Below are 5,608 nucleotides of genomic sequence, written 5' to 3' on the forward strand. Positions count from 1 at the left end.
GTCTCCGCCTTCGGTAGTGCACCCCGGGGTGCTGGCCTTTGGATAAAAATAGATAACCACCTGCTTGCCACGCAGCTTAGACAGCGTCACCGTCGTATCGCTAGTGGCTGGGACAGAAAAGTCAGGTACCGGGTGATTGAGTTTTACAGACATGAAGAGCTCCTTTAATGAGAGGGTTTACTTAGTTGATTACACGAAAGTAACGCTATTATGTCAAAGCGAATAGGCGCCCAGTAATGAGCAGGTGAGAAAACTCTCAGCGCTTTGCGCTGTACAGGTTCGAGCCGCCTGAGTACCATTTGCTGTCTGTCGCCTCCCTTGGGACGACAGCAAAGTGTTCAAAGCATAAAATGGCAGTAGGTTAAATCGCCCCGATAGTGCTCGTTCTAGTGGTCAAAGCTCTTGTGGACAGTCTCTTGTGGGCAGTCTCTTGTGGACAGGCTCTTATAAATAGAGCCCTTATGGTCGAAGCTTCTCGATTTTCAATGAACATCGTCAGTAGCTTAATTTTATAATTTGGCAGGTGAGGAAAAAACGGATGATCACAGGCAGCATTGTCGCCCTGGCGACGCCGATGAAAGTCAATGGCGACATCGACTGGGAGGCGCTTCGTCGCCTGGTGAACTTCCACCTCGATAATGGCACTGATGCCATTGTCGCAGCGGGCACCACGGGCGAACCTACTACCATGACGTTTGCTGAGCACTTTGATGTGATCCGCAGCGTGGTAGAAGAGGTGAATGGTCGTATTCCGGTGATCGCCGGCACGGGAGCGAACGCCACATCAGAGGCGGTTGAGTTAGCGCGTTACGCTAGCGAAGTCGGCGCAGATTACTGTCTATCGGTTTGTCCTTACTATAACAAACCGACTCAGGAAGGCCTCTACCAACACTTCAAAGCGGTGGCTGAAGGAAGCAAACTGCCGGTAATTCTTTATAACGTTCCCGGCCGTACCTGCTCTGATCTGTACAATGAAACGGTAGTACGCCTAGCCGAGGTGAAGAATATTATCGGTTTGAAAGATGCTACCGGGAACCTTGAGCGCGCAGAGGATCTAATTACCCGCTTGAAGGGCAGCGACTTTATGCTCTACTCCGGCGACGATGCCACCGCCTGTGACTTTATGTTGATGGGTGGCCACGGCGATATCTCGGTGACTGCGAACGTAGCGCCCAAAGCGATGCATGAACTCTGCGCTGCAGCCGTAGCTGGTGATTCGGATAAGGCTCACCAAATTAATACGCGTTTGATGCCGTTACACACCAATTTAGGCATTGAAGCGAATCCGATTCCGGTTAAATGGGCACTGCATCGCATGGGATATATGGACGCAGGGATTCGTTTGCCGTTGACCTGGCTGTCGGAAAAGTACCACGCCACTGTCAGTGAAGCGCTGCAGCTGGCGGGCGTCGTAGAGGAGTAATTCGACGTAACCCCTTTGCTACTCGGCGTACGTTGATGCGCCGAGTACTCGACCTGTTGACTGTAAAGGTGGCTTGATGAGCCCTGTTCTTGAAAAACGTTTGCTTGAAAAACGTGCGCTTAAATGGATACCGCTGGCTCTCGCAACGGCTGTCACGCTTGCTGGATGCGCGCGCGACGATGGTTACTATCACGACCGTAATTTGGATTATACTGAAGCTACCCCAGCGCCCCCCTTAGTACTGCCAGAAACCCGCAATCCACAGCGTTACCGTGATGCCATGCCGGTGCCCCAGGTAGCGGTGCAAGGTAGCCGTATTGATGAGGCGGCCGAGATTGCTCCCCCCCAGACGCTGACAATTGGCAGTGGTTTAGAACCTGAATTTGTAGAGCGTCGTCAGGTCGGTGATCAGACTTGGTTGGTGGTCGCGGCAGATACGGGAACTGTCTGGCCTCAGTTAGAAGCGTTCGCGAATAGTCGCCAGCTAGGTGTTCAGCAAAGCGATGCGAATCAAGGTGTCATAGTGACCTCTCAAGCCACGTTGAAGCTACAAAGCGCGCTCAGGGCGGGCAGTAGTGAGGTGCGCTGTGAGCAAGCAGGGCAAAGTGTGACTGTGTGTCTTGATGCCCTAGAGCAGTACTTAGGCGCACGCAGTGCCACTGCTAGCGCATCTTCTTGGACTGCACAACGACTCGCACAAGATCAGACGCTGCAAATGCGCCAGCAGGGCGACGCGTGGGAAGTTGTGATCCCTCAATCCATTGATCGTGTTTGGGCAGAGCTGGACCACTATCTTGAGCTCGACTTTAGTGTCGAAGGGCAGCGCGACCTATTAGCCACTTCTGCTGAAAACTATGAATTCCTGGTTGAGTACATGACCGAGACTGAGCGAGGTCGCAACCCGCTACAAATTGTCTTCAGTCCCGATGTGCGTCGCATGTCGCAGCAAATTCGTCTAGCTCTTCAGCCTGATGGTGATAAGACCATTCTGCGTGCGATTAATGCCAGTGAGCGTAGTTTAACTGCTGACGATCAGCGCGAGCTGCTTGAGCGAGTCTCCGGCTACCTACGTTAATTTTTAATTTTGAAACCCTTCGGAGCCCCTATGGAAAAGCGCCAAGAACTCTACGCTGGTAAAGCGAAATCCGTTTATACCACCGACGACCCTGACTTGTTGGTACTGCACTTTCGTGATGATACCAGTGCTTTCGATGGCAAAAAGAAAGAGTCACTGGCCCGCAAAGGCAAAGTGAACAACATCTTCAATGCTTTCATTATGCAGCGCCTGGAAGAGGCAGGGATTCCTACCCATTTTGAGAAGCAGCTTTCTGATACTGAAAGCCTAGTCAAAAAAATGGAGATGATTCCTGTTGAATGCGTCGTGCGCAACATTGCAGCAGGTGGCCTAGTTAAGCGCCTGGGTGTGGAAGAGGGCATCAGTTTGAATCCGCCCACCTTTGAATTGTTCTTAAAGAACGATGAAAAGGGAGACCCCATGATTAACGAGTCGCTAGCAGAAACCTTTGGCTGGGCAACCCCCGAACAGCTGGCGAAAATGAAGTCACTTACTTTTAAAGTGAACCATGTGCTTAAGCAGCTGTTTGCCGAAGGCGACATGTTGCTAGTCGATTACAAGCTTGAGTTTGGAGTCTTCAAAGGCGATGTAGTCCTTGGCGATGAGTTCTCCCCGGATGGATGTCGTTTATGGGATGCCAATACGCGAGAAAAGCTTGATAAAGATCGCTTTCGCCAGGGGTTAGGTGGTGTCATTGAAGCGTATGAAGAAGTAGCACGACGGATTGGTATTCATATTGATTAATGCCGTAGCATATATGTAATAAATGTTTGTGCTGATATGCTCGCATAGTAAAAACCCGCTTAGGATACTGCTTCCGAAGCGGGTTTTTCTATTAAACTCTGATAGTGTGCTTTAGTCGTCTGAAGACTCTGCAGTTAGTTCATCAAGTGCCTGTAACCGATAGCCATAGCCATAAACTGAAACAAGGTTCCAACCAAATTCCGACGTTAGACTAAGCTTTTTGCGCACTCGGTGAATATGAACGTCTAGCGTACGAGTGCCAGGCGGATCACTTTTACCCCATACATATTCATATAGGTAGGAGCGTGAAAGCGGACTTCCTAACTGGTTTAGTAGAAGAAAGGCTAACCGAAACTCCTGCCTCGTCAACGATACTTCTTCTCCGTCCACGTAGGCTGTTTCACGATTGGTATTGAGCTTAATGCGGCCAAACTCTAATGTTTGCTGCTGAGCAGCACTTGGCGTGCGGAGCGAGTGGCGACGGGTTGACGCATAGGCTCTTGCGGCCAGTTCGCGCGGCCTAAAAGGTTTGCTGATGAAGTCATCAGCCCCCGCGTTCAAGGCTTGAATAATATCGGCTTCTTCCTGCCTCAGGGTCACCATTAGGACAGCAGGAATAATCTGTAGGTAGGTTTTCATCCAATTGAGCAGCGCAATACCAGTGCCGTCGGGCAGGTGCCAATCAAGTATGACTAAATCGAATGTATTGCGGCTAGCGGTATGAATAAATGCCTTACTGGTTTCGAATGAGTAGATGTTCGCCTCTATACCTCGCTCGGCAAAGCCATCCATAAGCGCTTTTTCAATGCGCTCTGATACCACCTTCTCATCTTCTACTACTGCAATGCGCATAGGCTGTATCCAAGTCAGGTCTCGTCAGTGAAAGTGAGCAGCATAGGTTGCAAATCTGTTCCTAGATCTAAAAAGCATCAAGGCAGCATAGTTAGATACTTGCTCTCCTGAAATATGAGCTTTGCAAGTAGAAAAGCTCGTTAAGTGCCTGCCCAGTAGTGTTTAGTATCCCTGAACTTTTCCTCTGTTGATGCTGCCGCAGCGGTATGACCAGCGCCGAACGTGATCGAAATACGTGGCAGGTCAGCTGCTGCCCAGAATACGCATGTCGGCTGAAATGTAAATTGATGAGTTCAGTTGCTATGTGAATTTAAATTAACAGCAGGTTTCCTTAAGTCTGGTCTGTTTTCTGTAAAGGGATTAGTAAGTGCTTACTCTTCATCTGGTTAAGGTACTAGGCGATTCTTAGTTGGCATGCATTTTTTCTACCTTAGAGCCCATTAAAAGAGACTAAAAAAACTCACTGACTAGGCTGTTAATATTGATTAATAATGTGGAGAAGAGTAGTTCCCTGTGCTAGCTTCAATGTTAAGAAGTGTTTGAACCGCCCCGGCTTTACCGGAGACTCCATATATCTGAGTCGCTGTCTGAAGAAGACGAAGAGGAAGCAGCCGCAGCAATACCAACCAAGCCAAGCATTCCTAAGGCAGCTGCCCAAGAAGGGTTGCTACTATCTTGCGCTAGTCCACCTGCTGCCACTTGGGTTTCAGAGAACGCAAACCCAGACCAAGGTATCTCGTACTGCCCCCACCAAATCACCTCAGTGGAATCCTTGAGAAGCAATTCCGTGCGTTCCCCCCCCGGGGCATTAAAAAAGCCAGCAATGATAATTTGTTCACCGGACTTCAGGGTGATAATCAGATCCATTCCCGACCGATCAAAAGCGGCAGTTTCTTCAGGTCCTACAGAAATCGTAACGACGCTCGGTTCCTGCAAATCAACAACACTGCCTCTTGGTATTTCAACCGCATCACCACCCGCTTTAGGGGTAATGACAATGAGTGCATTGTCCATGCTTCACCTATTTTCGTGTTACTTCCAAAGGGTTACCTTGACGAATTCGCTTTCCCCAACATCCTGTAGAACACCGATGCATCCTGGCCTGAAGATTCCCAAGGCTGAAAAGAACTATCAAAGTCAAAAACCGATTATTGTTGGATTTGGCTCTCCTTTAATTAGAAGCATTTAGCAAACTTGCGAAAACAAGCCCCTCTCAGTTTCAACTATTTTCTTGTAATAAAATTTCGACGCGGCGGTTAGGCGCCAGGCACTCTTTTAATACAGCACCTGCAATGTTTTGACAGCTCACCAAAGGCTCACTCTGCCCTAGGCCTGTATAGCGAATATTCTGAGGATTGGTTCCTCCTGCCACTAAAGCATCAGCGACCGCTTTTGCCCGCTGTTCGGAAAGGCGCAAGTTGAACCGCCCCGGCTTTACCGGAGACTCCATATCTTGAGAGGATGGAGTTATGAACTCACCAAAACGATATTCCCCAGAAGTCCGAGAGCGAGCT

General features: G+C 49.4%; 7 protein-coding genes. 3 read left to right on the forward strand and 4 right to left on the reverse strand.

Translation table 11 applies throughout. The annotated features are described in order from the left end of the window. Window positions 1–153 (reverse strand): redoxin domain-containing protein (locus INT22_RS20745; RefSeq protein WP_226912606.1); only part of this gene is annotated, 153 nt, incomplete at its 3' end. Window positions 154–538: 385 nt separating this feature from the next. Here INT22_RS20745 and dapA point away from each other — a divergent pair. The 3 genes from dapA (at window position 539) to purC (ending at window position 3,242) form a co-directional block, all read left to right on the forward strand. Continuing rightward, window positions 539–1,423, forward strand: coding sequence for a 4-hydroxy-tetrahydrodipicolinate synthase (dapA, locus tag INT22_RS10635; RefSeq protein ID WP_089039768.1), 885 nt, complete (start codon window positions 539–541; stop codon window positions 1,421–1,423). A gap of 76 nt (window positions 1,424–1,499) precedes the next feature. After that, entirely contained in the window at window positions 1,500–2,498 is a 999-nt protein-coding gene (bamC, locus tag INT22_RS10640) for an outer membrane protein assembly factor BamC (protein ID WP_193060838.1), read from the forward strand. A gap of 30 nt (window positions 2,499–2,528) precedes the next feature. Next, on the forward strand, window positions 2,529–3,242 hold the full coding sequence (gene purC / locus INT22_RS10645) for a phosphoribosylaminoimidazolesuccinocarboxamide synthase (RefSeq protein WP_193060837.1): 714 nt from the start codon (window positions 2,529–2,531) through the stop codon (window positions 3,240–3,242). Window positions 3,243–3,353: 111 nt separating this feature from the next. On the opposite strand, the gene INT22_RS10650 is transcribed toward purC, so the two are convergent. The 3 genes from INT22_RS10650 to INT22_RS10660 form a co-directional block, all read right to left on the reverse strand. After that, a complete protein-coding gene (locus tag INT22_RS10650) occupies window positions 3,354–4,094 on the reverse strand; it encodes a response regulator transcription factor (protein ID WP_193068200.1) in 741 nt (246 codons plus the stop codon). Between the two features lie 555 nt (window positions 4,095–4,649). Further along, entirely contained in the window at window positions 4,650–5,108 is a 459-nt protein-coding gene (locus INT22_RS10655; protein WP_193068201.1) for a BapA/Bap/LapF family prefix-like domain-containing protein, read from the reverse strand. 205 nt (window positions 5,109–5,313) lie between these two features. Beyond that, window positions 5,314–5,608: OmpA family protein (locus INT22_RS10660; RefSeq protein WP_193068202.1), on the reverse strand; the 295-nt coding region annotated here is incomplete at its 5' end.

The sequence above is a fragment of the Halomonas sp. 3D7M genome (assembly GCF_014897885.1).
GTDB lineage: Bacteria > Pseudomonadota > Gammaproteobacteria > Pseudomonadales > Halomonadaceae > Vreelandella.